The following is a 25,316-nucleotide window of genomic DNA, read 5'->3' as shown; positions in this document are numbered from 1 at the left end:
TATGTTCAGCATACCTGCTAAATCGGTTACTGAGAAGTGCTTTGCCCGATAAGAAAAACCCCGCAAATGCGGGGTTAGAGTCGAAGTGATGTAGGCTTATTATTATTAGGTTTAGCTGCCTAATCTATAATGTGTCCGAAGAATATTAACGGCCACCAGTGAAGTCAGGATAAGCTTCCAGACCACATTCACTGATATCAACACCTTCAAATTCTTCTTCTTCGCTAACACGTACACCGATAACCGCTTTGATAATTAACCAAACTACCAGGCTGGTTACGAATACCCATACGAAGATAGTCAGAGCACCGATGATTTGACCAGAGAAAGTCGCGCCGCCAGTTACAGGAACCAGTAACAGACCTAACAGACCAACAACACCGTGAACAGAAATCGCACCTACCGGATCATCGATTTTCAGTTTATCCAGAGTGATGATGCTGAATACTACCAGGATACCACCCAGGCCACCGAACAGAGTCGCAGTCAGAGGAGTAGGAGTAGAAGGCTCAGCAGTAATTGCTACCAGGCCAGCCAGAGCACCGTTAAGCGCCATAGTCAGGTCAGCTTTACCGAACATGATGCGAGCAACGATAAGTGCAGCGATACAACCACCAGCAGCAGCAGCGTTGGTGTTCATAAATACCACAGCAACCGCGTTAGCGCTTTCTACAGTAGCAGTAGCCAGTACAGAACCACCGTTGAAACCAAACCAACCCATCCACAGGATGAATGTACCTAAAGTTGCCAGCGGCAGGTTTGCACCTGGGATAGCGTTTACTTTGCCATCTGCAGTGTATTTACCTTTACGAGCACCCAGTACCAGTACGCCAGCTAATGCAGCAGCGGCACCAGCCATGTGAACGATACCAGAACCAGCGAAGTCAGAGAAACCCAGGTCGCCCAGCGTATACATACCGAATACCGCTTCGCCACCCCAGGTCCATGCACCTTCCATTGGGTAGATGAAACCAGTCATTACTATTGAGAAAGCCAGGAAAGCCCACAGCTTCATACGCTCAGCAACCGCACCAGATACGATTGACATAGCAGTTGCTACGAATACTACCTGGAAGAAGAAGTCAGCAGCCGGAGCATAAGTCGCTGGCTCTTCAGCTACACCAGTTGCACCGTCAGCCATGATGCCGCCCAGGAAAGGAGCCCAGTCGCCACCGCCGTACATGATGCCGTAACCGCAAATCATGTACATGGTACAAGCAATCGCAAACAGTGCGATGTTCTTAGTTAAGATTTCAGTTGTGTTTTTAGCACGAACAAGGCCAGCTTCCAGCATAGCAAAACCTGCAGCCATCCACATTACCAGTGCGCCACAGATCAAAAAGTAAAAGGTATCTAACGCGTACCCTAATTCAAAAGTTGTTTCCATTATGCTTATCTCCGCAAATTTCTCGTCGACTGCTCTTACAGTGCGTCAGTATCTGTTTCGCCAGTACGAATCCGGACAGCGCCTTCAAGATCGTAAACAAAGACCTTGCCGTCACCGATTTTGCCGGTTTTCGCTGCACCTACGATGGCTTCTACCAAACGTTCTACCTGATCATCCAGAACAGCTATTTCCAGTTTGACTTTAGGCAGGAAGTCGACCTGATACTCGGCTCCGCGGTATAATTCAGTATGTCCTTTTTGACGTCCGAAACCTTTCACTTCGGTAACGGTCAGGCCGTCAATACCGATTTCTGAAATGGCTTCACGAACATCATCCAGCTTGAATGGCTTGATGATTGCTGTGACTAGTTTCATGTGTTGCTCCCAAAAAAATAGTGGTTTGCTACCAGTGTTCATGTTGTGCGAGATTGACTATAACAAGCCCTATGCCACAAATTAAAAACCTTATAAATCAATAATAAGGGAATTTTTTGTTATATTTTCTTACATTTTTTCGCACCATTTTGATGCGCACCAAACGCTTCGCACCATTTTGGTGCTAATGCTATTTATCTTGCATACCTTTTCTTTTATCGCATTGAACTCACGTACAAAACCCCGGTCTATCACGCATGGAAAAACTGGATTTTGCCTGCGCCGGGCCCACACGTTTTACCCCAGCACAACCAGCCCGTAAGCAGGCTGGCGGTTTGCTGTGGTTAATAGCCGGTTCAGTAGTAATCCACCTCATGGTACTGGCCTTTTTGTCTTTTTCATCGCCCGTTGAACAACCGCATCGGGACAAACCGATTAACGCCGTTTTGTATGTACCCGCCCCGAGGATCATACAATCCAGGGGATCAGACTCACTCTCCGAGCCTTCGCCGCAAAAAGACCAGGCAGCCATGGCTGAGACAGCAGCTAAGGAACAGGCTGAGATAACCGTAACGTCAGACAATACCCTGGCAGACCCGGCAACAGTGACTGAACAGAAATTTACTGAATCGGTTCCTACATTGCCTCCGGTAACAGAAGGGCAAATACTAACGCAGGCAGAAAACAGCCCGGCTCAGGCGTCAGGACGCATATCCAGCGCGATAAGCAAAGCAATTAGCGGCCGACAATTACAGCAGCACAATGAAATGGCGACTCAAGCCGCACGGGAACGTCGTCAGCAATTGATTTCACCGGACCTTAAAATTGGCGAGTACACAGCGCCGAAAAAAGAAGTCGGCGAACATCAGATTAATTGTGATAAAGGATTAAACAGCACTTTCGCTTTTATCGCGAGGGGCTTCGGGGGTAAGATTACCTGCACTCGTCGCAATGAATTTCAACAATTTATTGATAAACGACAATACAAACAAAACGACCAATAAGGAAATACCTGTGGCCGCAGCCAATTTACTAGCTCTAATAGACGATATTGCCACCCTGCTGGACGATGTTGCCATGATGTCGAAAATGGCTGCCAAAAAAACCGCCGGGGTACTGGGCGATGACCTGGCGCTTAACGCCAATCAGGTGCAGGGGGTAAAACCCGACAGAGAAATTCCGGTAGTGCTGGCGGTCGCCAAAGGCTCCTTTATTAACAAACTTATTCTGGTACCAGCAGCACTGCTTATCAGTGCTTTTATTCCCGTGCTGATCACCGTTTTATTAGTGTTAGGAGGCTTGTATCTGTGTTTTGAAGGCGCAGAAAAGCTGTTACATAAGTTACTTCATCAGGATGAGGAAGTCCCGGACACAGCAGAGCGTCTGAATAACTTAGCCGACACTTCGCTGGATTTAGTCCAGCTGGAAAAAGACAAAATTAAGGGGGCTATTCGTACCGATTTTATTTTGTCGGCAGAAATTGTTGTGATTACCCTGGGCAGTTTGCAAGGGGCCGATCTCACTACCCAAATACTGGTACTTAGCGGCCTGAGTATCGCTTTTACTATCGGCGTTTACGGCATTGTGGCTGGCATTGTTAAAATGGATGACCTGGGCCTGTATCTGCTGCGTAAGTCATTAACCGGTTCTTACAATACCAGCCAACGGATAGCCGGGCGCTTTTTGCTGACCGCAGCACCGATACTCATGAAAGTGTTATCGGTGGTGGGTACCATAGCCATGTTTTTGGTTGGTGGTGGTATCCTGACCCATAGCATTCCGTTTTTACATCATATTGCCGAAGCCGTAACACAGTGGGTGCCCAGCCTGTCGCTTCTGCTAAGCATTACTTTTGATGGCGTTGCCGGCGTGATTGCGGGTGCAATCATTGCGCTTGCCATCACTGGCATCAGCAAAATTCGCCAGAGCGCATAGCTTTCATTTTCAGGCAAAGGTGGCTTTAGTCAAAAAAGCCACTTTATTGCTAATAACACTACTTTTTAGCTTTTATTCCTTTCTACCGAAATAATCCTCTTTCCGCAAAACCATAAAATTATCAAAAATTTCATATAGTTAATAAAAATTCGACCGAGTGGCACAACTATCGCTAACTAATCTTCGACTTAGTTAAACAGATGGCCTGCTCGGTGAGCATGTTCAGGCCGGGACAGGGTACAGGGCAGTTAGCAAAGCGCTTTCTGGTGTGCCCTCAATGAACAGCGAGGTTCAAGGATATGATCACTTACAGTTTTTTAATTTGGCTTTTGTTGGGTCCGGTACTGGCGTACATCGTTGCGCTGGGCATTGTTAACGGCATCCGTTACCTGTTTACTTCTGACTCATTTAGTCACTAGAGCTTCCCTGGACACTCCCGTAGTGCCACTTCTCAGGAATTGCAGATAACTGCAATTTCCTGAGTTTTTTATTTTGTAATTTCCAATTACTTTAAGTTACCCGTCTGATACCACCAAGTAGATGGTGTGCTCCGCAAGCTGATTTGTTCGTGTGATAGTAGGCTTAGAAATTTGCTTTAAATAAGATAGGTGTTTCAGCATTTTGTCGGGGTGCCGACAGCACCAAGGGGCGTAATGCGACGCCCCTTGACCCCCGCAGTTCTTACTCACGAGAAAACATACTGTCATCGGGCAGGTAAAACCTATCGTCCAGAGAGGGCTCCCTGCCCTCGCTGGACGGAGGCGTCGTCCATGACGCCTCTACGCTTTTACTTTATCTGCCCAATAACAGTATCTCGCTCAATAAGAACCAAATACAAAGCTGCTTTACACACCTGCCGTACACTTCAGGGAGTTAAGTAGTGCAGATTCCACTAAACCTGACTAACCAATTACCCACCAAACAACCGTTCCCACCAGGACTTTTCCCTGGCCTTTTCGGCCGGTGCTTTTTCTCCCGGTTGACCCGCGCAGCCCTGAGCAGGCGGCAGCGCTTCAAGCACGGCAGGCACACTCATACTGCCCTGACATCCGGCCGTAACTACCACACCGGTTTGAGCATCAAAATGGGCTATACCGAGACCGTTAGGGAAACGCCGGGATAAAGACTTGGGCTCCTGCAATTTCTGATAGGCAATAAACACCGGCAACGCACCGGATGAACCGGTTAATCCGGTAGACTTATTATCATCATTACCCACCCAGACAGTAACCAGATTATTGCGGTCGAATCCGGCAAACCAACTGTCCCGGTAGTCATCGGTGGTACCGGTTTTACCCGCCATATTAATGTTAGGAAAGGTTTTTCCAACGGCTTTAGCGGTGCCCTCTGTGGTCACCTTATACAACGCATAATTTAGCAGGTAGGCATATTCTTCGTTAATCCGCTGCTCGCCGTATTCGGCTTTTCGCCACATCAGCCGGTCATTTACACTAACTATCGCGGTTACCGTATGAAGTGGCCGGTAAGCCCCGTTATTAGCGATGGTCTGATACATCTGATTGGTCTCAAAGGGCGTTAACGCGACAGCCCCAAGCGTAAGAGCAGGCACCTCTGGTATCGTCCGCTTTACGCCCAGATTACGTAACGTAGCGGCGACATTATCGATGCCCAGCTCAAGTCCCAGATTCACCGTGGGCACGTTGAGCGACAGACTCAACGCATCAACCAGCGGCACCGTTCCACGATATTTTTTATCGAAGTTTTTCGGTTGCCAGTCGTCTCCTCGCTCATCACTAAGAGATAACGGTTTGTCCTCAAGCGGCGTAGCCAGATTATACTGCGCAGGTTGTTCCAGTGCCGTTAAATAAACGGCGGGCTTAACCAGTGAGCCAATGGGTCGCACCGCATCCAGCGCCCGGTTAAAACCAGCAAAACTGACCTGACGTCCGCCTATCAGCGCACGCACTTCACCACTGCCTATATCAGTAACAACCATCCCGCCTTCTAACTCAGCCTCCCGGCCTTGCTGCAACGCATCCAGAGTACCTGTTAACGCCTGTTCGGCTCGGCGTTGGGCGTTAATATCCAGTGTGGTAAAGACCTTTACACCAGATTCGCGAATATTCGGATCGGCCAGAATCGACTGTAGCTCTCGGCGTACCTGCGCCATAAATGCCGGATGTTTGCCCGTCGCCAGACTATCACCACTGGCTATTCCAACCGGGCGAGAGACCGCTAACTCATATTGTTCGGGAGAAATTTCGTTACCTTCCAGCAGCAAACGCAGCACCAGGTTACGCCTTTCCACTGCCCGTTCAGGATATTTGCGAGGGTTGTAATAGGATGGGCCTTTAATCATTCCCACCAGCATGGCAATTTCGGTCTCGTCGAGTTCATACACCGGGCGATCAAAATAAAAGTAACTGGCAAGCCCAAAACCATGTACTGCCATGTCGCCACTTTGGCCAAGAAACACTTCGTTTAAGTAAGCCTGAATAATTTCATCTTTGCTGTACCGGGCATCGATAATGACGGCCATTAACGCTTCTTTGATTTTACGTTCCAGTGAACGTTCTCTGGAAAGATAGAGGTTTTTCACCAGTTGCTGAGTAAGGGTACTGCCGCCCTGAACCGTACGCCCGGCGGCAATATTAGCCAGCAACGCACGAATGATCGATAATGGTGCAACACCATGATGACTGTAAAAATCGCGGTCTTCGGTCAGGGTAAGTGCTTTTACCAGTAACTGCGGCACTTCTTTAAGGTTTACCAGCATCCGGTCTTCCTGGCTGCCGCTGGCCAGTCGCGTTACCAGCCAGGATTCCAGACGGACCTGCTCTAGCTGTTGCGCGGTTTGCATGTCCTTTATGGCGGCAATACGCGAGCCGTTCCAGCGAATTTCCAGTTGGCGTAATGGCTGAAAACCATCAGGGAAGTGAAAGGCACGGCGATAAATGTGAATCGCCGCGGTTCCTACGCTGTATTCGCCACTGCCCTGAATGCGGCTTACGCGCCGATAACCAAGCAGGGTTAATTCGTCGAGCACCTCTTTGCGGGTAATTTCTTCACCCGTTTGCAACTGTAAAGGACGCGCATAAATTTGCGCTGGCACCTGCCATTTATTGCCGGAGAAATGGTGCTTAATCTGGGCATCCAGATAAATAACATAGGCGCCCAACAACACCAGAGCGATAAAGATCAGTTTCCACAATAACCGCCACAGCCAGCGTTTGCGAATAGGTTTCGTGGTTGATTCTGTTTTTTTTGAGGTCACGACACTTCCTGTTATTACGGTGTGGCTAACTGGTCTTACACACTACGGCAAAGGCAAATTATTTGCGTTATATCAAACACCATTATGCAACTTTTGGCTCATCCGACTGGACAAGTCATTGTTCGCTTTTTACTCTGTAAGTCTAACTGCCCTTAAAAGCGTGTTACCGACCAACGAAAGGAGTTTACCATGAAAATCTCTGTGGATATCGATCTGACACCGGCTGAAGCACGCGAACTTCTGGGCTGGCCAGATATGACCAAAGTCCATGAAACCACCATAGCGATGTTTACCGAACAACTGAAAAACGGTAATCAGGAAACTATGATGACCCTATTAAAACCCTACCTTGATGGCAGTCAGCAGGCTTTCTCTTTTTACCAGAAAATGATGGAAGGGATCGCTACCAGCCCCGCCTCAGGCAAAAAATAACAACTTCAAGGAGCCCTTGTGGAGCAACAGGATAAGCAGGAAATTCTGGACACGCTGAACCAATATGCTGAGCAGTTTAATAGCATGGTGCAGAAAATTCTTACCCGTCAGGGTGATGCAAACGATGCCGCGGCAATGTTTGATCCGCAACATTTGCAAAAATTACTGACAACCAAACTGGCCGACAAAGTAGAGGTCGATACCGCTAAGCTTATCGACAACCAGATGGAATTTATGCGCCAGCAAACCGAACTCTGGCAACAGGCAACCAAGGCCATGTTTGGCGAGAAAGCCGAAGCAGTAGTCACCGAACCCAGAAGCGACCGTCGCTTTAGTCATTCAGACTGGGAAGAGAACCCGGTATTTAACTATTTAAAACAGGCTTACCTGATCAATTCAAAAATGCTGACCGGCATGATGGATTCCATGACCTTTGCTGATCCTAAGTCCGCCGAACAGGTCAAATTTTATACCCGTCAGTATATTAATTCGGTCGCACCGACCAATTACTTATTTTCGAACCCGGAAGTCTGCGCAGAAATACTTAAATCCAAAGGCCAGAGCATGCTTAAGGGCATCGAAAACTTCATGCACGATCTGGAACAAAGCCCGCTTGAGGCCTTTAAGATCACGCAAACTGATATGTCCGCCTTTGAATTGGGCGAAAACCTGGCTACTACTGAAGGTAAGGTCGTGTATCAGAACGACATTATTCAGTTAATCCACTACACCCCAAAACAAGCAAAAACCTACGCCCCGCCTATCCTGTTTGTTCCGCCGTTTATTAACAAGTACTACATTCTGGACCTGGAAGAGAAAAAGTCAGCCGTTAAAGGCCTGCTGGAAAATGGTTTTAGCGTGTTTATGATCTCCTGGGTCAATCCCGACAAATCACTGGCAGACCACGACTTCGTAAGTTACATGAAACAGGGGCCACTGGCTGCGCTGGATGTAGTGTGTGAAATCACTAAACAGCCCAAGGTAAATATGGTTGGTTTTTGTGTGGGTGGCACGCTGTCGGCCGTTACTAGCGCGTATTTACGTGCCCAGGGTGATGAACGCATTCAGTCGTTAACGCTGTTAACCACCCTGACCGATTTTAGTGAGCCGGGTGAGATTGGTAATTACCTGACCGAAGAAAGCTTAAATGCCATGGAACAAAATGCCGATATCAAGGGCGTTTACGATGGCCGTATTCTGGGGCTGAGTTTTAGTCTGCTGCGCGAGAACAACCTGTTCTGGTCTTACTTTATCAATAATTACCTGAAAGGTGAGGATCCTGCCGCCTTTGATATTTTATACTGGAACAGCGATGCAACCAATATTACCGCGGCTTGCTTTAAACAGTATGTAAGAACCATGTACTGGGAAAACAAATTGCGTGAGCCCGGAGGAATGGTTATCGATGGCGTACCGATTGATTTAGGAAAAATCGACATTCCGGTTTACTTTTTAGCGACCATCGCCGATCACATTGTGCTATGGCAGGCCGCTTACAAAGGTACCCAGCTGATGGGCGGCGATACGCGCTTTGTACTAGCCGGATCGGGCCATCTGGCCGGTGTTATTAATCCGCCAGGCACTGGCAAATATCCGCATTGGATAAACGAAGATCTCCCGCCGGACGCCGCTGCCTGGTTTGACGGTGCCACTCAGCATGAAGGCTCATGGTGGCCAGACTGGCACAACTGGTTACAGTCTCACAACAGCAAACAAGTCGTCGCGCCGAAACCTGGCAAGCATAAGTCTTATCCGATCATCGAAGATGCGCCCGGCAGTTACGTAAAACGCCGTCTTAGCTAACCAAACAGGACACTACATTTGCTCTGCCGCCCTATTCTGCGCTACATTGCAGAATAGGCGGTGGAAATTTCTGCGTTTTTTACTTTTTACAGCTAAAAAACATCTGCACTTTTCTTCCCCCGTGCGCAGTACAGCACGTAATGACGCTGGCAACCGCAACAATTAAGTGTTCAACCGGATAAAGCACAGGCCCCAATGGTTACTATTAAGAAATATCCAAATCGCAGACTCTACGATACGTCACGCAGTCAGTATGTGAACATGGATTACATCAAAACCCTGGTAAAAGAACGCACCGACTTTAATGTGGTGGATTCCAAATCCGGTGACGATGTAACTAAAACCATTCTGCTGCAAATTATTTCGGAGTCAGAAACTAACGAGCATCAATCATTACTCACTAACAAATTGCTTAAACAGCTGATTCGTTTTTATGATTCAGACATGCAATTGTTTTTGCGTGAGTACCTGGAACAAAGCCTGATCAGTTTTATGGAACAACAGGACAGTTTGCAGGGAATGATGAAAAATATGGTCGATACCAGCCCCCTTGGCATGTTTAGCAAGATTATGGAACAGAATCTTGATGCCTGGACCAAGACCACAAGAGATCAGAAGAAATAGCCACTTGCTGCATTGCAGCATAAAAAGTTGTATGGTTATTCTATATTGATATAGCAGTTTTGCTGCATTGCAACAAAAATCCTCTTGACCTCCCGGACTTCTACTGTCTAATATATAACCAACGAATGCTGCAACGCAGCAAGTATAAACTTCGAGTGGGAGTGTTATATGTTTGGCAAGTTTTCAGAACAACTCAAAAAGTCTTCTAAACCGGTTAATTCCTGGATGGCGGTAAACGCCAAAATGATGGAAGACTTATCGCAAAATCAAACCGAGCTGTTTACTGGTTTATTAAGCGACAGCGTTAAATATTTAGAAACGGTGTCGGTGCAAACCGAAGCAAAAGGCGTTTTTGCCGCCAATTCTGAATTTGCTGAAGCCATGCGCGATCGCTTTGCCGTTGCTTCCAAAGGGGCTTACTCAACACTGAGTCATCTGCAGGCTGACATGAAAGACGTGGTTAAATCTTCAATTGAAGACAGTACCGAAGTCGCCAAGGAGATGACCAAAGAAGTGACTAAAGCGGTTGAAAAGCCAGTTGCCAAGGCTGCACCGGTTAAAAAGGCAGCGCCTAAACCTGCAGCAAAAGCTGAGCCAGCACCAGAGTCTGCTCCGGTAGAGGCTCCAAAGGCAGAAGAGGTAGCTCCAGTAAAGGAAGCAGTAGCGGCAGCCAAACCAGCTGAAGCCGCACCTAAGCCAGCAGCTAAACCAGCTGCAAAGAAAACAACGCGCACGCGCAGAACCACTTCTACAGCTAAAAAGCCGGCAACTAAAGCGGCCGAAACTAAATCTACAAATTAATTAACGACTCTTTAAGGAGAGACAAATGCTAGAGCAAATGACTGAAAAATTTCAAACTGCAATGAAGCCAGTAACTGAACTTGCAACCTTGAACATGAACACCATGCAGGAATTAGCTGAAAAGCAAAATTCTCTGTTCTCTACTCTGATGTCTGACGGTATGGCTTTTGCTGAAACTGCCAGCCAACAGAAAGATCTGATGAGCCTGGCTGAAGCGCAAAAAGCGTATTTAGAAGGCGTTCAGGAAAAAATGACTGAGTCAGCTAAAAGCAGCTACACGCTGCTCACTGAAACTCAGCAAAAAGCTGGCGAAATGCTGAAAGGCATGAGCGAAGAGTTTACTACTAAGTTTACTGCTAAGTAAGACTCCAAAGTTACATCGTCTGCGCTACTCTAGGCATAATATTGACCGAAAGTGGTATGCGGACTCAGAAAAAGGGCTGTTATACTTAATGGCCCTTTTTTAATATCTGTATTACAATTTTTTGACATTTATGGAACCTCCGGACTTTTAGCCTGTCCATAATGTCACTTAAGTAGTACCTCCGGGAGTGAAACAATGAATTACCAAGCATATGACTACATGGCTCGCGGTGCGCAAATAATGCATGAAGGGTTTAGTCTGCTAAACGATATTGCCAGCCACCCGTCAAATCCGTTCTCTCATACCATTCCAGGCAGAGTAAGCCGTGCCAGTCTTGAGACAGCAATGCGTCTGACCCGACGTTACGAGAAAGTCGGTTTTAATATTGACGAGATAACCATTGATGGCAAATACCATGCTGTGAAAGAAGAAGTCGCCCTGGCTAAACCATTCTGCGACCTGATTCACTTTAATCGCGTGGGTGTACACGATGATCATAAAGTATTGCTTGTTGCGCCACTTTCCGGGCACTTTGCCACACTGCTAAAAGGCACGGTTGAAGCGTTACTGCCAGATCACGAAGTGTATATCACTGACTGGGCCGATGCCCGTGAAGTCCCGTTATCTGAAGGTCCATTCAGCTTTGATTGTTATGTGGAATACCTGATTAGCTTTATGGAATACCTTGGTCCCAATACGCATCTGATGGCCATTTGTCAGCCAACGGTACAGGCATTGATTGCGACTGCGGTTATGGCAGAACAAAAGAATCCGGCCACGCCACACACCCTGACATTAATGGCGGGTCCTATTGATACCAGCAAAAACCCGACCCGGGTAAATGAATTTTCTAAAAAGCATCCTATGTCATGGTTCCGCAATGTTGCTATTATGAGCGTTCCCCATGGCTATCCGGGCGAAGGACGTAAAGTGTATCCTGGTTTTATGCAGCTTGGCGGCTTTATCAGCATGAACCAAAAGGCACACATGCAGAAATACATCGACTTCTATCAAAACCTGTTTATGGGTGAGGAAGAAGATGCTGACCGTTTCCGTGCGTTTTACGACGAGTACTTGGCGGTACTGGATATGCCTGCCGAGTTTTATCTGGAAACTATCGAGCGCGTATTTAAGAACAACGAAATTGCCCGTGGTGCCATTACGTACAAAGGTCAACCGGTTAACTTTGAAGCTATTGAAAATACGCCGTTATTAACGGTAGAAGGTGCTAACGATGATATTTGTGGCCTGGGGCAAACCGAGGCGGCTCAGCACTTGTGTAAGAACATTCCTAAGTCAAAACGCAAACATCATGTTCAGCAAGGCGCCGGTCATTACGGTATTTTTAGCGGCTCGCAATTCCGCAAACATATCCGTCCGTTAATTACCGATTTTATTCATAAATTTGCCTGAGCTTAACTCGCCCATGCTGACACTTTAGGTTAGCATGGGTGTTCTTATTTTCAGGGAGATATCTATGCGCTTAGTCCCAGGTCGCTTGTCTGCAAAAGGTCAGCGTCTGTTTTCACGATTAACCTCCTGTACAATCCTTTCTATAGCCGCGTTAGCCAGTTTGCCTGGAGCCATGGCCCAGCAAGGCGATGATGAAACCTCAGTAGCCACGGCTGACCCTAAACAGGTTTTTGCAACCTGCAAGCAAGGCTTACAACAGTCTGCCGTGGAATATGGCATAACGCCGGAAACTGCGGTACAGGTGTTTGCCAATATCAAATATCAGCCCAGAGTCATCGAATTAGATCGCAGCCAGCCTGAATTTGTTCAGACCTTTCCAGGCTACTTTAGTAAGCGGGTGAATGACTGGCGAATTAACAAAGGTCGGGCTCTGGCAGGAGAGCACAAAGCGCTCCTGAAAAAACTGGTTAAACAGTACGGCATTCCAGCCCAGTATTTACTGGCTTTTTGGGGCCTGGAAACCAATTTTGGCGGCTACAAAGGCAAAATGCCAGTACTAGACTCACTGGCAACACTGGCCTGCGACCCTCGACGCAGCAAGTTTTTTACCAAAGAGCTATTAACCGCAGTTAAGCTACTGGAAGAGCAATCCCTTGAACAGGACAAAATGCTTGGCTCTTGGGCTGGTGCCATGGGACACACCCAGTTTATGCCATCAGCTTACGCTAACTATGCTGTAGATGGTGACGGTGACGGCCAGATCAACCTGTGGGAAAGCGAGGCCGACGCTCTGACCTCAGCCGCTAACTTTCTCTCTCAGTTAGGATGGCAGCCCGGCTTTCGCTGGGGCCGCGAAGTAAAGCTTCCAGCAGGATTTGACTATTCCTTGTTAGGCTACAATAAGCGCCGCACGGTTACCCAATGGAATGAAGCCGGCGTGACCCGGGCCGACGGACAACCTCTTGGTAGCAGTGATATCAATGCTTATCTGGTGATGCCAGCCGGTCACGAAGGGCCTACCTTTTTGGCCTACCCTAACTTCAGGGTCATCATGCGTTGGAATAACTCTGAATTCTACGCCATTGCCGTAGGCAGACTGGCGGATCGCATAGCCGGCGACGGTCCAATGCTCGCATCGTTGCCACCATTGCCCAATTATCGCCGTGACGATATTAAAGCAATGCAACAACAGCTTAATGCGAAGGGCATAGAAGTGGGCGGTGCAGATGGCATATTAGGGCCAGCAACACGGGAAGGGATCCGTGAATATCAACGCCGCAACGACATGATAGCCGATGGCTTTCCTTCTATTGCTGTAATGGAGTCGCTGGGTATTAGCATCACTCCCACGTCGTGAGCCAATTTCTTTTCTAAAAAAAACAAAGCCGGGCATTTCCCGGCTTTGTTGTTATATACCTGGTTTAGTACATGTGTTGGCCGCCATTAATCGACAGCGTTGAACCAGTGATAAAGCTGGATTCGTCTTTTATCAGAAACAGTACACCATCAGCGATATCTTCTGGTTTACCTAAGCGGCCTACCGGGATCTTCGCAACGATCTTTTTCAGTACATCTTCTGGTACAGCGCGAACCATATCTGTATCGATGTAGCCAGGAGCAATAGCGTTAACGGTAATACCTTTACCCGCACCTTCCTGAGCCAATGCCTTGGTAAAACCATGAATACCAGATTTAGCGGCAGCATAGTTTACCTGACCATACTGACCCGCCTGTCCGTTAATCGAACCGATGTTAACAATTCGACCAAAAGAGCGTTCCCGCATTCCTTCAATCACAGCGCGACAGGTATTAAAACAAGACGCTAAATTGGTTTGAATAACCGCATTCCATTGTTCAAATGTCATACGGTGCATAGTACCGTCACGAGTAATACCAGCGTTATTGATTAATACGTCAACCGGACCAAAGTCTGACTCGATTTGCTCAATAGCGGCTTTTGTTTTCTCAAAATCTGATACATCGAACTTCATCGCAGCGATACCGGTTCGTTCGGTAAACTCCTGTGCTGCCTGATCATTTCCACCGTAGTTTGCGACAACGGTATATCCCGCATCCTTCAGTGTCGTACAGATTGCTTCACCAATCCCTCTCGTTCCACCAGTTACGAGTGCTACTCTGCTCATGCTAATGCTTCCTCTTTGCTATTGCTCACTATACAACTGTTTACTATATAACCATCTATAAACTGATAATGCCAATCAGAAAATCAGACGTTGGTCTATAACCTATCCATAATGTCAATAGACCATTAGGTCTAAGTGACATTTTAAATATAGTATTCAATTACTTATTTTTCGTAGTTTTCGCAGAAGGAATTGCAGTGGTCGGATCTTCAGGCCAAAAATGTTTTGGATATCGCCCTTTCATATCCTTGCGCACGTCATTGTAGCTACCCCGCCAGAAGCCTGGCAGGTCATTGGTTGTCTGTATAGGTCGTCCAGCCGGAGACAGTAATTCAACAGTAACCGGCTGACGTCCCCGCCCGACGGTTACCGGGGTATTACAGCCATACATTTCCTGCATTTTTACCGACAGTACCACCCGTGAATCACTTTCATAGCGCAGCCGACGGGAAGAACCACTGGGAACAGACAACTTAGCTGGCAATAGCTGTTCGATTAACTGCCGTTGAGACCAGCTTAAACATTGCAGAATCACGTCTGACCAAGCCACTTTTGTGAGCTGCGCGATGGATGAACTATTAGCAAGAACGGCTAAAACCGATTCCTGGCTGAGCATCCAATCAGCCTTAATCTCGGGCCAGATCTCTTCATCGCCAAAGCCATCAGGAGTCAGGCCAAGAGCAATAGCCATGTTGATTCGCTGGATCGTTTCTTCCATCTCATTAAAGAATGGCCAGTCTTTAACAGCTTTCTTGATTAACCAATCCCGCCAACAGGCCGCTCGCTGGCCGCCATTGAGTTTAGCCAGCGGTTTTGAGGACATCAGTATCTGACCAAGATAACGCTGCTCTTCGGCCCGCATAGCGTCGCTCTGAACATCATAGAAAGCTCGCTGCACGGTGTTAATTTGGCCGCTAAAGTGGTCAATAATCACCTGCTCATCAATAGGTTCAGCTAACCGAATCAGTAAGTTAGCCTCTTTTCGCTGGCCGCTTAGCACAGCCAGCCAGCTAGCAGACCGGGTCATCGGTTGGGTTAATTCGGCACCGGTCCCCATGGCCAGTTTAAATTCCTGCTGATTTCTTGCCTGAGCCAGCCAGGCTGGCTGCGCATAAGCGATAGCCAAAGCGATACTGGCAGGCGATATTCTGAAAATATCGTCCCGGTCAGCTTTAGCACCCAGCATGGCAGCATAACGTAAAGCCTGACGGGATATGCTCTGCCTTACCGGCCCCGGCAAACCACTGAGTACTTCACTGACGATCCAGTTATCAGTCCGGGGGGACTCCTCGGCCAGAGCCGTTATCAAACAACCGGCTAATAAAAGCTCTGCATCATCGGTAAGCTCGGCTTCCTCGCGCAGACGCAACAGCATGCTGGCGTAGCGTGGGTCAACCGGCAGCCTGAGACTATCTTTACCCAGACGAGTAATGCGTTCCTGATCATCAATGAGTGCCAGCGACCGTAATGTCCCGCTGGCAGAGTCCAGCTGCGCGCTACTCGGGTAATCCAGCAGTGGCAATGCATCCAGGGCCGTCCCCCAGTCAGCACTATGCAATACCAATGGCGTGATGTCCTGGGTTCTGATCGCAGGTAACGAAAACTCGGCAAGCCTGCTATGCGATTCTTTACTCCACAAGCGGTAACAAATACCAGTCTGTAGCCTGCCCGCACGGCCTTTGCGTTGTTCTGCGGAAGCCTGGGAGATCATTTTTAATGACAGTTCTGTCATTTGGGTAGAAGGGTGGAATTGGGCGATCTGCTCACGTCCGCTGTCAATTACCAGTCTGATACCCTCAATGGTCAGACTGGTTTCAGCAATATTGGTAGCCAGGATAACCTTCCGCAAATTATCTATTTGAGGTTTAAGAGCTAACTGCTGTTGCTCCAGCGGTAAATTTCCATGTAGTGGAAGGACTACGACGTTAGTTTTCTCTACACCTGAAAGAAGCGAAGCAACCTGATTAATATGTTTTACGGTGGGCAGAAAAACCAGAATATCGCCCCTTTCTTCTTTCAGCACCTGCGCCGTCAATGCTGCCATACGCTGACTAAGCTGCGAAATGTGGCACTCACCTGCATAGATTTCTTCTACGGCGAAACGCCGGCCCTCGCTGGCCAGCACAATAGCGTTTGGCAGCAACTTTGTTAAAGGCGTCACGTCCAGAGTGGCCGACATAACCACCAGGCGTAAATCATCCCGCAGCGTTTGCCTGACTTCGGTTGCCAGCGCCAGACTAAAGTCACTGTGTAAACTGCGTTCGTGGAATTCATCAAACAGAACAATGTCCACACCGGCAAGTTCCGGATCCTGCTGTAACCGCCGGGTCAGGATACCCTCGGTAATAATCTCCAACCGGGTATCCGCACTAACTTTTTGCTCGCCCCGAATACGATAACCGACGGTCTGACCAACCGCTTCGCCTAATTGCCCGGCCAGGTACATTGCCAGTTGCTTAACCACCACCCGGCGAGGTTGTAACAATAAAATACGACTGGACGTTGCTTTTAGCAGTGCCAGCGGTATTGCCGTAGATTTCCCCGCTCCGGGCGGTGCACTTAACAGCACATCATCAGTGCTTAGTGATGCAATGAGGTCGGGAATGATGCTTTCGACAGGAAGTGATACAGACATGAAAATACAAACTATTAAAGTAAAGAATAATTGTTCTTTATAAAAATCGGGTTAGTTCGGCTAGTCGGCAACGAATCAGAGCCTTACCCGTAAACCAATTTGCTTTATATGCAGTAAGCAGGGATAAGGAGCCTTGTTATGCTTCAGTTAAGGTGCCAACATAGCAATGACAAAACATGACTTAAGATTATCAGGCTCTGGCATAAGATGCGTTATTTTATTGGACTGGATTTGGCCCCGGCTGAAAAACTGGGGCTGGAAAGTTGGCGGGAAAAAAGCCTGCCAGAATTGCCTCGTGTAAAACAGCCCGGCAATAGCAAAGCCCCCGTTCGTCAGGCCAGACCGGTGCCGGTCGCCAATTTTCATATTACCCTTTGTTTTTTAGGTTCAATTACCGCTCGTCAGTTAGAGTCGATTAGCCAGTGTTTAGACGACATAGCAGTCCGCCCCTTTTCACTTGAGCTTGACTCAACGGGTTACTGGTCCGGCCCCAAAATTTTTTATGCCGCGCCCACCATTGTACCCGAGCCTCTGCAACAGCTGGCCAGTGCTACAGAAAGTGCGGCCCGGCGAGCTGATATCGCGGTGGAGAGACGTGACTATCAACCACATGTCACCCTTATCCGTAACGTGAAGGAGGATTTTCCACCGCCGTTATTTTTGCCTGCGCAGCAATGCCAGTTTAATCAGTTTCATTTATTCGAATCCGTCTCTACAAAATCCGGCGTGACCTATCCAATCCGTCAAAGCTGGAAGTTAAGGGCGGACAATTCGGTCAGAGAGCGCCTGCTGCGTGGTAATTTATGATCAATTGCCCCTTTACAGCAGGGTTCCTGCTCGGTACAAAGACACATCACTTTAGAGAACACCAGTAACATGCACCAAACCTTCAGACTTATTATTGATTGCCCGGACCAGGTTGGCCTGGTTGCCGGCGTTTCACAGTTTCTTGCCGACCACGGCGCGTCAATTCTGGAAGCAAGCCACCATACCGACGTACAGACCGGGCGTTTTTACATGCGTCACGAAATCAGCACCGATTCGCTGACCCTGTCTTACGACCGCTTTATAGAAGAATTCACGCCGCTGGCTAACGAATTTCAAATGCAATGGAAGGTAACCGACTCCTCCAAACGCCAACGGGTAGCGTTGCTAACCAGCGTTGACTCCCATTGCCTGGTTGATTTACTGCACCGTTGGCACACGGGGGAATTGCCTTGTGATATTCCCTGCATTATTGGCAACCACCCACAAATGAAGCAGTTTGCCGACTGGTACAAGGTACCGTTTCACTGGGTAGATTTTAAAACATTGGGTAAGGAAAACGCGTTTAAGCAGATCGAAGTGTTGCTTGATGAATATGCAATCGACCTCACGGTGCTTGCGCGCTTTATGCAGATTTTACCCGATAGCCTGTGCAGTAAGCTCGCCGGCCGTGCGATTAACATTCATCACAGCTTTTTACCTTCTTTTGCCGGTGCCAAGCCTTATCAGCAAGCCTACGACCGTGGCGTAAAACTGATTGGGGCTACCTGCCACTATGTTACAAAAGATCTCGACGAAGGCCCGATTATCGAGCAGGTCGTTAAACGTATCAGCCACAGTGACACCGTGGCAGATATGGTTCGTAAAGGTAAAGACTGCGAAGTAAATGCCCTGGCAACGGGCGTACGTTGCCACCTCGAAGACAGAGTTATTATTCATCATAATAAAACCGTGGTATTCGCCTGATCCATTCAGCCCGCTGGTAATTCAGGTTACCAGCGCCTTCAGACTGCCACCCAATATATACAACAACAATCGACAGGAAAAATCATGTTTAAACTGACAAAGACGCTCACCGCAGCAGCTGTGGTTCTGGCTCTGGCCGGTTGCGCTGATGCCCCCGCACCGGATAACGATTCAACCAGGGTAACGGCACCAGCGGCAGCCACAGAAAATGTCCTTCTGCAGCCGTTTACAGGCCCCTATGGCGGTGTACCGGCATTTGAAGATATGCGGCTGAGCGACCTGGCCCCGGCAATGGAAACTGCCATGGCAGAGCACCTCGCGGAAATTGATGCCATTGCCAATAATCCCGACGCACCGACCTTTGCAAACACTATCGTTGCCATGGAAAAGGCCGGCGACACTATCGGTCGGGTATTTACCTACTATGGCATCTGGAGATCCAATGTATCGAGTGCAGAATTTCGTGAAATTCAGCGCGAGCTATCGCCGAAGCTCTCAGCCTATCGCTCTGAAATCAGTCAGAACACGAAACTTTTTGAACGCATCAAAGCAGTTTATGAAAGCCCGGAACTCGCGACCTTAGCCGGTGAAGAACAGCGCATCACCTGGCTTATTTACAATAACTTTGCCCGTAACGGTGCCACGCTGGAAGGTGAAGCAAAAGCACGCTACGCCGAAATCAACAAGGAACTGGCTGGCCTGTATACGCAGTTTTCTAACAACGTGCTGGCTGACGAAGAAAACTATGTTACCTACATCACGGCCGAACAGCTCGATGGCTTACCCGAAAGTTTTGTAAAAGCGTCAGCTGCAGCCGCAGCAGAGCGCGGCAAAGAAGGCATGTATGCCATTACCAACACCCGTTCGTCGATGGATCCCTTTCTGACCTATTCGACCCAACGGGATTTACGTGAAAAAGTATGGCGCACCTATTACGACCGTGGCGATAACGGCGACGAGTTTGATAACAACGATATCATCAAGCAAATTCTTACGCTGCGTCACCAACGTATAAAGCTGTTAGGTTACGACAACTACGCACAGTGGCGACTTGAAGATCGCATGGCTAAAAACCCGGACAACGCCATGGCGCTGATGATGAAAGTCTGGCCGGCGGCCCTTGCCAGGGTAGAGGAAGAAGTGGCTGATATGCAGGCCATTGCAGATAAGGAAGGGGCCAACATTACCATTGCGCCATGGGACTATCGTTTCTACGCCGAAAAAGTGCGTATTGCAAAATACGATTTAGACTCAAACGAAGTTAAACAATATCTGCAGCTGGATAAACTGCGCGAAGCCATGTTCTATGTTGCGGGCCGTTTGTTTAACTTTGATTTTAAACCGGTACCGGCAGGCTCAGTACCCGTATTTCACCCGGATGTGAAAGTATGGGAAGTGTCGGACAAGGATTCTGGCGAACTGATTGGTCTGTGGTATCTCGATCCTTTTGCCCGCAAAGGCAAACGCTCCGGTGCCTGGGCAACAACCTATCGTAGCCATACCACCTTTGATGGCGATAAAACGGTGTTGTCATCCAACAACTCTAACTTTGTAAAAGGACCTGAGGGTGAACCAACGCTGATTTCCTGGGATGATGCAGAAACCTATTTCCATGAATTCGGTCATGCACTGCATTTCTTATCGGCCCAGGTGAAATACCCTACATCTCATTCTGGTGTGCGCGATTACACCGAGTTTCAGTCGCAACTATTGGAGCGTTGGCTGACCACCGATGAAGTGGTTAATCAGTTTCTGGTACATTATCAGACCGGAGAGCCAATTCCCGCCAGCCTGATAGCCAAAATAAACAAAGCGTCAACCTTTAACGAAGGCTTCAAGACCACAGAGTACATGGCGTCAGCGATAATGGATCTGCTCTACCATACCACTGATCCTGCCACCATAGACCCTGACAGCTTTGAACGTGAACAGCTGAAAGCGCTGGGAATGCCAGAAGAAATCGTGATGCGTCACCGCACGCCGCACTTTGGGCACGTGTTCTCAGGTGAAGGGTATTCCGCTGGCTACTACGGTTATATGTGGGCTGAAGTACTCACCGCAGACGCTGCCGAAGCATTTGAAGAAGCACCGGGCGGATTTTACGACAAAGACGTATCGAAAAAACTGGTGGACTACCTGTTCTCAGTACGAAACGCTATGGATCCTGCTGAGGCCTATCGCTTATTCCGTGGCCGCGATGCCAATGTCGAGGCACTGATGCGCGCTCGTGGTTTTCCGGTAACCTCAGAAAAACAATAAACCGGCGTCATCGGTTTAAAAAAGGCCGGCCCGGGGAGTAATCCCATGGGCCGGCCTTTTTGTTTACTTGCAAAAAAATCAGAGGCCTGACGGCAACTTAATTTTAAATAATTTAGCCGCACTAAACGGCGAGTTTTCCTGCGTCAGCCAGATATCGTTATCGCCCATAACACAAAGCCCTTCGACCTGAGCAAAACCATCCAGCTTGTAGGTTTCAAGCAGTTCAAACTGCTCAGACAGGGTAGCAATAAAAGGTTTAAAAATACCCAGAGCATTGCTGGAGTAACCCACTACGATAAAGCGCTTGTTATAGCTGTCCCAGTCGGCTCCGGTTATTACGCCGGGAATACCTGATACTTCAAATTTTGCTGATAACACCTGCTCTTTGGCACTCTTATCAACAAAATAAATCTTTAATTTCCGCGTTAACCAGCTTTTGGAAAATAAAATCAGATGTGACCCGTGAGCGACCATCGCTTCTGCATCGTAATCGTGAGCGTAGTATTCGTTTTTACGCACATCGTAACCTTCGTAGCTAATGCTTAACCGCTCATACTGTTCCGGATTGGTACGACTCACTTTTACTATACTCAGATTAGTGCGCTTACCGCCATTGTTACCAAAATCCCCGATATAGAAGTACTCACTATCAGCGGTAACCGCTTCCCAGTCGCTATTTTTCTTAGCAACTTGCTGACTATCGATAACGGTGCCACTGGCATCAAGGGTGAATAACGTGGGGCTGTTACCGGAATCATTGATAGTGTAGGTCTGCATGTTTTCGCAAAACAAACCGGAAGTTTCTACCAGGTCCTGACTGAGCAGTTGCGTTTCGACCACCTCAATTTTGGCGGATTCTGAGCTACCCGTGGTACTGCATGCTGCTGGTAACATGCACAAGCCCACTATCACCGACTGACTGACAACTCTGACTGTCTGTTTCAATCCCTGTAAACATAAATGCATTTTCCGGTTAACCGCACTGGTAGCCGGAACAAAAAAATCAATCATAGTGATAAGGCTTTATTTAAGGTTTTAATTATCTATAGCCGCAACAGGCCAGACTATCGCCTGACCAGCGCGACTACGCAGCCAGCATAGATTATCTGAATTGGCGTCGTGAAACTAGCAACAAACCTAAAGAAAACAATAAAATACCCGCAGGTGCTGGTACTGGCTGGCCACCACTACAGGCCGGATGACCCGGGTTTTCATCGCAAAAGTCGATGGTTTCCTGAATTTTAACTGCGGCAAAATCAGCCACAAAATCAGCTACCACGCCTGCGTCTGGCGAATTAAGCAGATTAAGGTCAAAGCTGTTACCGCCGTTGTTTTTAGCTAACGTTTCCAGTTCAGCAAAGTTACCGCCGAGCACTACGTTAAATAGTGCGGAGTTTTGTTTAAGCAGCCCGTCTATGTCTGCCGCGTCAAAATGCACATCATTGTTACTCGACTCATCGGCAAACACGATAAGGTTTTTCACCGCATCGTCGCGATAATCAAGCTCTTCGGTTTCATCCGGATGCGCTTCCAGCGCAAAAGCAGTCGCATCGTAAATCTTTTCGGTGGAACCCCACGCCTCCAGCAGACCGAGCGGTGCACTGAAATCAGCTAATTCGATAAGGGGTGACAGCAGACGCAATTTATCGCCGGCAAAGCCAAAACCGATAAGCGCAAAACGGGCATCAAGGCCGCCGCTTTGTAATAGCCCGGCAAAGGTACCAATGCTGTCGATCAGGTTATTGTGGACAGCTTCCATTGAGCCGCTTTCATCAACCAGCATAACAATGTCGGTCTTAATGATGGAGGCATTAACCGAAGCGGTAAACGTGAACAAACCAAAGCCTAACAGCAATGTATTTAAAAGCGCCGTCCATGATTTATTGAGTTGTTTTTTCATAACCGAAACCATCTTACTGCGTTGTTCTAAAAGGAAAAATGCAATATTTATTCCACTAAGAAAAACTGCATTAGATCATATGGTTAGTGTCCGGCAATTTGATCATTTTTTGCAAATTGTAAAAAAGCCTGACAACTCCAGTGACCAACCGGCGATGGGATTACTGATTAAAATGAACACATACTGTGTTTTTGCTGTATAAATCTGTTTATAAAAAATAAGTATAAACGCACTGCCTGTCAGTCAGACTAAAAGGATTATGATAGTGTCAGACCCAACCATTGCTTTGGTTTCCGTTGGTTTGCTGTCTATAGCATGCCAGTATTTTGCCCATAAAATCCGTTTGCCTGCCATTTTACCCTTATTGGTGGTTGGTATTCTGGTAGGACCGGTATTCCAGCTACTTGATGCTGATACTTTATTTGGCGATTTGCTATTTCCGGTTGTGTCCTTGTCCGTGGCTATCATTCTGTTTGAAGGTGCTCTGACCCTCAGGTACAGCGACATTGCCGGCCATGGCAACATGGTGCGTAATTTGTGTAGCGTAGGCGTGCTGGTTACCTGGGTGATAGCAGCATCGGTGACTCACTTTGTGCTGGATGTCAGCTGGCAGCTTTCGTTTTTGTTTGGTGCCATTGTTACAGTGACCGGCCCTACGGTAATAGTACCCATGCTTCGCACAGTTCGGCCACAAACCAATCTGGGTAATATTTTACGCTGGGAAGGTATCATCATCGATCCGATTGGTGCTTTGCTGGCAGTGCTGGTGTATGAATACATCATCTCGTCGCAGAGCGCGGTCTCTCACACCCTGGTGGCGTTTGGTAAAACCCTGGGGCTGGGTCTTGGGCTTGGCGTTGCCATTGGCTATTTTTTAGGGGTGACGCTGCGCAACCATCTGGTCCCTCATTACCTGCGCAATACCGCCGTGTTAACCATTATTCTGGCTGCCTTTGCCGGCTCCAACTATTTTGCCCACGAATCCGGCTTACTTACCGTTACCGTTATTGGCGTGATGATGGCAAATATGCGCGATGTAGACGTTGAGGATATTCTGGAGTTTAAAGAAACTTTAAGTGTACTGCTTATTTCGGGTTTATTTATTTTACTCGCTACCCGACTCGACCTGAACGCAGTTGCCGACGTTGGCTGGGGCGCAGCTATTGTGTTGGTTTCGATTATCTTTATTGCACGACCACTGGCGGTATTTATCTCTTCCATCGGTACCGGACTCAACCTCAGGGAGCTCGCGTTACTTAGCTGGCTTGCGCCGCGAGGTATAGTGGCAGCCGCCGTGTCAGCGCTGTTTTCGTTAAAACTGGAAGCGCTGGGATATGCTCAGGCAGAGATAATCGTGCCCTTGGTATTTCTGGTTATCATAACCACGGTAGTTTTGCAGGGGCTGACCGCTAAACCGGTAGCCGCTTTATTGAAAGTCCGGGCGCCTGTCCCTAACGGCTTTTTACTGTTCGGTGCCAGTCAGTTCAGCCGCATGCTCGCCAAGGAATTGATCAAGCATAAAATTCCGGTCAGGGTGGCAGACACCAACTGGGATGCAATAAAAGAAGCAAGAATGCAGGACATTCCGGTTTATTTTGGTAACCCTATGTCTGAACACGCGGCAATTCACCTGGACCTCAACACCGTTGGCACTGTGTTACTGCTATCGCCATATAAGCAGCTTAATCCTATGATTGGTTATCACTTTGAGTACACGCTGGGTAAAGACAAGGTGTGGGGCTTAACCAACAATGAACTGGCTACCCGGCCCAGCCATCAGGTGTCAAAAGACTATGCTAAAAAACTATCGCTATTTGGCGAAGGGGTAACCTACGGCTACCTGGCCAGCGCAGTGAGTCGGGGCGCACGAATTAAAACAACCCCTCTGACACCAGAGTTTACCTTTAAGGACTATCTGGAAAAATACAGCGATAAAGCAACGCCGCTGATGTACCTGAATGAAAATAATCGTCTTCATGTGATGCTGAGTTCAGATGAGACAATTCCTCGCGCCGGCAGCAAACTGATTAGTCTGGTTGAAGCGGAAATGCTGGAGAGTGAAAAGGAACTGACGAAAGACGCCGAAGAAAAGTAACGGAACAGCACCCTGTCTAAGACAGGGTGCCTCTCCCTGGAAAAAACGAGCAATTAGATGGTGCGTTAGGTGCAACCTTTTAAATTTTTGTTTTGCCTAATTACAGCGTCGCTTATAGTTAGCAATCAGCAGGCCAACTTTAGTATAAAATATAAATTATTGATATTTATAAAATTTTATGAAC

Annotated in this window: 20 protein-coding genes; 13 read left to right on the top strand and 7 right to left on the bottom strand. The window is 47.9% G+C overall.

Translation table 11 applies throughout. The features are described 5' to 3' along the window. Positions 1-145: 145 nt before the first annotated feature. Positions 146-1,387, bottom strand: a complete 1,242-nt coding sequence (locus BFC17_RS16540) for an ammonium transporter (protein ID WP_070177586.1) — start codon at positions 1,385-1,387, stop codon at positions 146-148. Positions 1,388-1,422: 35 nt separating this feature from the next. Next, positions 1,423-1,761, bottom strand: coding sequence for a P-II family nitrogen regulator (gene glnK / locus BFC17_RS16535; protein ID WP_070177585.1), 339 nt, complete (start codon positions 1,759-1,761; stop codon positions 1,423-1,425). Positions 1,762-2,018: 257 nt separating this feature from the next. On the opposite strand from glnK, the gene BFC17_RS16530 reads away from it, so the two are divergent. Together BFC17_RS16530 and BFC17_RS16525 are read left to right on the top strand one after the other, a co-directional pair. Then, the gene (locus tag BFC17_RS16530; RefSeq protein ID WP_070177584.1) at positions 2,019-2,765 is read left to right on the top strand and encodes a hypothetical protein; all 747 of its coding nucleotides are present in this window, start codon (positions 2,019-2,021) and stop codon (positions 2,763-2,765) included. 10 nt (positions 2,766-2,775) lie between these two features. Beyond that, positions 2,776-3,696 carry a DUF808 domain-containing protein gene (locus BFC17_RS16525; RefSeq protein ID WP_070177583.1) on the top strand — a complete coding sequence of 307 codons (921 nt, stop codon included), beginning with the start codon at positions 2,776-2,778 and terminating at the stop codon, positions 3,694-3,696. Between the two features lie 910 nt (positions 3,697-4,606). On the opposite strand, the gene mrcB is transcribed toward BFC17_RS16525, so the two are convergent. After that, entirely contained in the window at positions 4,607-6,931 is a 2,325-nt protein-coding gene (gene mrcB, locus BFC17_RS16520; protein WP_070177582.1) for a penicillin-binding protein 1B, read from the bottom strand. Positions 6,932-7,120: 189 nt separating this feature from the next. Here mrcB and BFC17_RS16515 point away from each other — a divergent pair, with 189 nt between their 5' ends. The 7 genes from BFC17_RS16515 (at position 7,121) to BFC17_RS16485 (ending at position 13,725) form a co-directional block, all read left to right on the top strand. Next, entirely contained in the window at positions 7,121-7,363 is a 243-nt protein-coding gene (locus tag BFC17_RS16515) for a DUF6489 family protein (protein WP_070177581.1), read from the top strand. An 18-nt stretch (positions 7,364-7,381) separates the two neighbouring features. Next, entirely contained in the window at positions 7,382-9,166 is a 1,785-nt protein-coding gene (locus tag BFC17_RS16510; protein ID WP_070177580.1) for a PHA/PHB synthase family protein, read from the top strand. Between the two features lie 195 nt (positions 9,167-9,361). Beyond that, positions 9,362-9,790 carry a polyhydroxyalkanoate synthesis repressor PhaR gene (phaR, locus tag BFC17_RS16505; protein WP_070177579.1) on the top strand — a complete coding sequence of 143 codons (429 nt, stop codon included), beginning with the start codon at positions 9,362-9,364 and terminating at the stop codon, positions 9,788-9,790. 168 nt (positions 9,791-9,958) lie between these two features. After that, positions 9,959-10,591 (top strand): phasin family protein, encoded by a 633-nt coding sequence (locus BFC17_RS16500; protein ID WP_070177578.1) that lies wholly within the window; start codon positions 9,959-9,961, stop codon positions 10,589-10,591. Positions 10,592-10,616: 25 nt separating this feature from the next. Further along, entirely contained in the window at positions 10,617-10,955 is a 339-nt protein-coding gene (locus BFC17_RS16495) for a phasin family protein (protein ID WP_070177577.1), read from the top strand. A 195-nt stretch (positions 10,956-11,150) separates the two neighbouring features. Next, positions 11,151-12,368: a polyhydroxyalkanoate depolymerase gene (locus BFC17_RS16490; RefSeq protein ID WP_070177576.1), complete on the top strand. Its 1,218-nt coding sequence runs from the start codon at positions 11,151-11,153 to the stop codon at positions 12,366-12,368. A 172-nt stretch (positions 12,369-12,540) separates the two neighbouring features. Next, positions 12,541-13,725, top strand: a complete 1,185-nt coding sequence (locus BFC17_RS16485; RefSeq protein WP_139142133.1) for a lytic murein transglycosylase — start codon at positions 12,541-12,543, stop codon at positions 13,723-13,725. Between the two features lie 64 nt (positions 13,726-13,789). Here the strand turns inward: BFC17_RS16485 and phbB are convergent, their stop codons facing one another. Together phbB and hrpB are read right to left on the bottom strand one after the other, a co-directional pair. After that, positions 13,790-14,512, bottom strand: coding sequence for an acetoacetyl-CoA reductase (phbB, locus tag BFC17_RS16480; protein ID WP_070177574.1), 723 nt, complete (start codon positions 14,510-14,512; stop codon positions 13,790-13,792). A gap of 160 nt (positions 14,513-14,672) precedes the next feature. Further along, the gene (gene hrpB, locus BFC17_RS16475; RefSeq protein ID WP_070177573.1) at positions 14,673-17,147 is read right to left on the bottom strand and encodes an ATP-dependent helicase HrpB; all 2,475 of its coding nucleotides are present in this window, start codon (positions 17,145-17,147) and stop codon (positions 14,673-14,675) included. Positions 17,148-17,354: 207 nt separating this feature from the next. Here hrpB and thpR point away from each other — a divergent pair, with 207 nt between their 5' ends. From thpR to BFC17_RS16460, 3 genes are all read left to right on the top strand, one after another. Next, the gene (thpR, locus tag BFC17_RS16470) at positions 17,355-17,954 is read left to right on the top strand and encodes an RNA 2',3'-cyclic phosphodiesterase (protein ID WP_070177572.1); all 600 of its coding nucleotides are present in this window, start codon (positions 17,355-17,357) and stop codon (positions 17,952-17,954) included. Between the two features lie 69 nt (positions 17,955-18,023). Continuing rightward, complete coding sequence (gene purU, locus BFC17_RS16465; protein WP_070177571.1) at positions 18,024-18,878, top strand: formyltetrahydrofolate deformylase; 855 nt, start codon at positions 18,024-18,026, stop codon at positions 18,876-18,878. 84 nt (positions 18,879-18,962) lie between these two features. Then, positions 18,963-21,137: a M3 family metallopeptidase gene (locus tag BFC17_RS16460; protein ID WP_070177570.1), complete on the top strand. Its 2,175-nt coding sequence runs from the start codon at positions 18,963-18,965 to the stop codon at positions 21,135-21,137. A 78-nt stretch (positions 21,138-21,215) separates the two neighbouring features. Here the strand turns inward: BFC17_RS16460 and BFC17_RS16455 are convergent, their stop codons facing one another. After that, a complete protein-coding gene (locus BFC17_RS16455; protein WP_083271789.1) occupies positions 21,216-22,148 on the bottom strand; it encodes an SdiA-regulated/phytase-like domain-containing protein in 933 nt (310 codons plus the stop codon). A gap of 91 nt (positions 22,149-22,239) precedes the next feature. After that, positions 22,240-23,037: a vWA domain-containing protein gene (locus BFC17_RS16450; protein WP_175439589.1), complete on the bottom strand. Its 798-nt coding sequence runs from the start codon at positions 23,035-23,037 to the stop codon at positions 22,240-22,242. A 265-nt stretch (positions 23,038-23,302) separates the two neighbouring features. On the opposite strand from BFC17_RS16450, the gene BFC17_RS16445 reads away from it, so the two are divergent. Beyond that, positions 23,303-25,132 carry a cation:proton antiporter gene (locus tag BFC17_RS16445; protein ID WP_070177568.1) on the top strand — a complete coding sequence of 610 codons (1,830 nt, stop codon included), beginning with the start codon at positions 23,303-23,305 and terminating at the stop codon, positions 25,130-25,132. Positions 25,133-25,316 lie beyond the last annotated feature (184 nt).

The sequence above is a fragment of the Marisediminitalea lipolytica genome, from assembly GCF_001758465.1.
Classification (GTDB): domain Bacteria; phylum Pseudomonadota; class Gammaproteobacteria; order Enterobacterales; family Alteromonadaceae; genus Alteromonas; species Alteromonas lipolytica.
Note: the sequence above shows the minus strand (reverse complement) of the source record. Positions and strands in the feature narration are given on the sequence as shown.